This window comes from Nocardioides sp. NPDC057577 (genome assembly GCF_042801335.1).
Classification (GTDB): domain Bacteria; phylum Actinomycetota; class Actinomycetes; order Propionibacteriales; family Nocardioidaceae; genus Nocardioides.
This window is the reverse complement of sequence record NZ_JBHVGB010000309.1, coordinates 1-2,414: the sequence shown is the minus strand read 5'-3', so window position 1 is coordinate 2,414 and position 2,414 is coordinate 1. Positions and strand designations below refer to the sequence as shown.

At 68.9% G+C, this 2,414-nt stretch carries 2 protein-coding genes; one reads left to right on the top strand and one right to left on the bottom strand.

Going from position 1 to position 2,414, the window contains the following annotated elements; translation table 11 throughout:
• The coding region (locus ACFU7D_RS29290; protein ID WP_378873955.1) for an NAD-dependent succinate-semialdehyde dehydrogenase at positions 1–1,373 on the bottom strand (1,373 nt) is incomplete at its 3' end.
• Positions 1,374–1,507: 134 nt separating this feature from the next.
• Here ACFU7D_RS29290 and ACFU7D_RS29285 point away from each other — a divergent pair.
• Positions 1,508–2,356, top strand: a complete 849-nt coding sequence (locus ACFU7D_RS29285; protein ID WP_378873952.1) for an acyl-CoA thioesterase domain-containing protein — start codon at positions 1,508–1,510, stop codon at positions 2,354–2,356.
• Positions 2,357–2,414 lie beyond the last annotated feature (58 nt).

The window sequence follows — 2,414 nt, the reverse complement described above, 5'->3', positions numbered from 1 at the left end:
ACGTAGAACAGACGCTTGTTGAGGAACTCGTCGATCCCGAGCGGGCCGAGCTCGCGGCCGAAGCCGGAGCGCTTGGTGCCGCCGAAGGGGACGTCGGCGCCCTCGCCGGCCGGCGTGTTGACGTTGGCCATGCCGACGTCGAGCTGCTGGGCGACGGCGATCGCGCGGGCCTCGTCGGTGGAGAAGACGGCGCCACCGAGGCCGAACTCCACGGCGTTGGCCAGGTCGACGGCCTCCTCGTCGGTGCTCACCTTGTAGACGACGGCGACCGGGCCGAAGAGCTCTTCGGTGTAGGCGCGCATCTGCGGAGTGACGCCGGTAAGGACGGCGGGGGCGAAGAAGGCGTCGGGGCCCTCGGAGATCTCGCCACCGGCGTGGAGCGTGGCGCCCTTGTCGACGGCGTCCTGGATCTGCGCGCGCAGCGCCTCGGCCGCCTTGCGGGCCACCAGCGGGGAGTAGACCGTGTCGTCGCCGTCCTCGCCCTCGAGCGGCTTCATCGCGGAGGCGCGCTTGGTGAGGGCCGCGACGAAGTCGTCGTAGACGCCCTCGTTCACGATCATCCGCTTGTTGCCGTTGCACACCTGGCCGACGTTCTCCATCCGGGTCGCCCAGGCGGTCTCGGCAGCCTCGTCGATGTCGTCGGAGTCGAGGATGATGTAGGGGTCGGAGCCGCCGAGCTCGAGGACGACCTTCTTCAGGTTGCGACCGGCGGCCTCGGCGACCGCCGTGCCGGCCCGCTCGGAGCCGGTCAGCGAGACCGCTCGGACCCGCGGGTCGCCGATCATCGTGGCGATCTGCTCGTGGGTGGCGTAGAGGTTCTGGTAGACGCCCTCGGGAAGGCCGGCCTCCTCGAAGATCTTCGCGATCGCGGCCGAGGAGCGCGGGCAGTTCTCGGCGTGCTTGAGGAGGACGGTGTTGCCGGCGACCAGGTTGGGCGCGGCGAAGCGGGCGACCTGGTAGTAGGGGTAGTTCCACGGCATGACACCGAGCACCGGGCCGAGCGGGAGACGCTGGATGACCGCCTTGCCCTCGTGGCCGGGCAGGTCGGTCTCCGCGAGCAGCTCGGGGCCGTGGTCGGCGTAGTAGGCGGTGATCTCACCGGAGAACTCGGCCTCGCCGGCACCCGAGGAGGCCTTCTTGCCCATCTCGGTGCGGATGATCGAGCCGAGCTCCGCGGCCCGCTCGGTGAAGAGGTCCGCGGCGCGCTTCACGATCGCGGAACGCTCCTCGATCGGGGTCGAGCGCCAGGCTGCGTACGCCTTCTTGGACCGCTCCAACGCCTCCTCCACCTCGGTGTCGGTGGCGAACGGGAAGGTCTCGATCACCTCGCCCGTTGCGGGGTCGGTCACCTGGTAGGGAGGCGTGGTGCTCATCGTCATCCTCTTCGATCGGGGCTGCTTGTGGTGCGATGGTACGTGGTTTCGGGGCGCTTTTGATGACGGAACCGTTACTCTTTACCGGTTTTCGCAACTGAATCCGAAGTTAGGACACGTTCTAGAATGTCCGCATGGATCTCGCATTCTTCCGGCGCACCGATGACGGTTTCGAGCCTACGCCGATGGCTCGCAGCATGTGGGCCGAGGACCACATGCACGGAGTGGCCGCCAGCGGCCTGATCGCCCGCGGCCTCGAGGACCAGATCGAGGAGCTCGGACGTGCCTCGGAACTGGTGCCCTCGCGTTATCACGTGGACCTGTTCCGACCGCCGCGGATGGTGCCGACGGTGATCCGCACGAGGGTCGTACGCGACGGCCCGCGCATCGCGCTGCTCGACGCCGAGATGGTCCAGTCGTCCGAGGACGGCTCGGAGCGGGTCGTCGCACGTGCGACCTGCACCTACCTGCTCGCCGGCGAGAACCCGGCCGGTGAGGTCTGGTCATCGACCGGGCGCGCCACTCCCCCGCCGCTCGAGGTCGCGCCGCCGACCTCCGAGCCGCACGTACCGTTCTTCGTCTCCGAGAACCCCTGGTCCGACGACTTCGGCAAGCACCAGAACGCCGGGCGCCACGTCACCTGGCAGGTTGCCGTACCGACCGTCGCCGGGGAGCCGATGACCCCGTTCCAGACCGTTGCCTCGATCGCCGACGCGACCTCGATGGTCACCAACTGGGGCAGCAACGGCGTCGAGTGGATCAACACCGACATCTCGCTCGCTCTCGCCCGGCGACCGGCCGGGATGGAGGTCGGCCTCGCCACCATCGACCACGTCGCCCACGAGGGCATCTCCGTCGGCACCGCCGAGGTCTTCGACCGCGAGGGCACCATCGGCACCGCCACCGTCACCGCACTGGCCAACGCCAAGCGCACCGTCGACTTCACCGCTCCCGTCGAGGGCGGCCCCGCCACCCCGGTCTAGCCGAAACCGTAGTTCTGGCGGGCCGAATCCGCACTTGTGGGCGACGAAACTCTAGTTT

Bases quoted from the DNA above. Each gene is read 5' to 3' on its own strand.
- ACFU7D_RS29285 (WP_378873952.1), top strand. From the start codon at position 1,508: ATGGATCTCGCATTCTTCCGGCGCACCGATGACGGTTTCGAGCCTACG.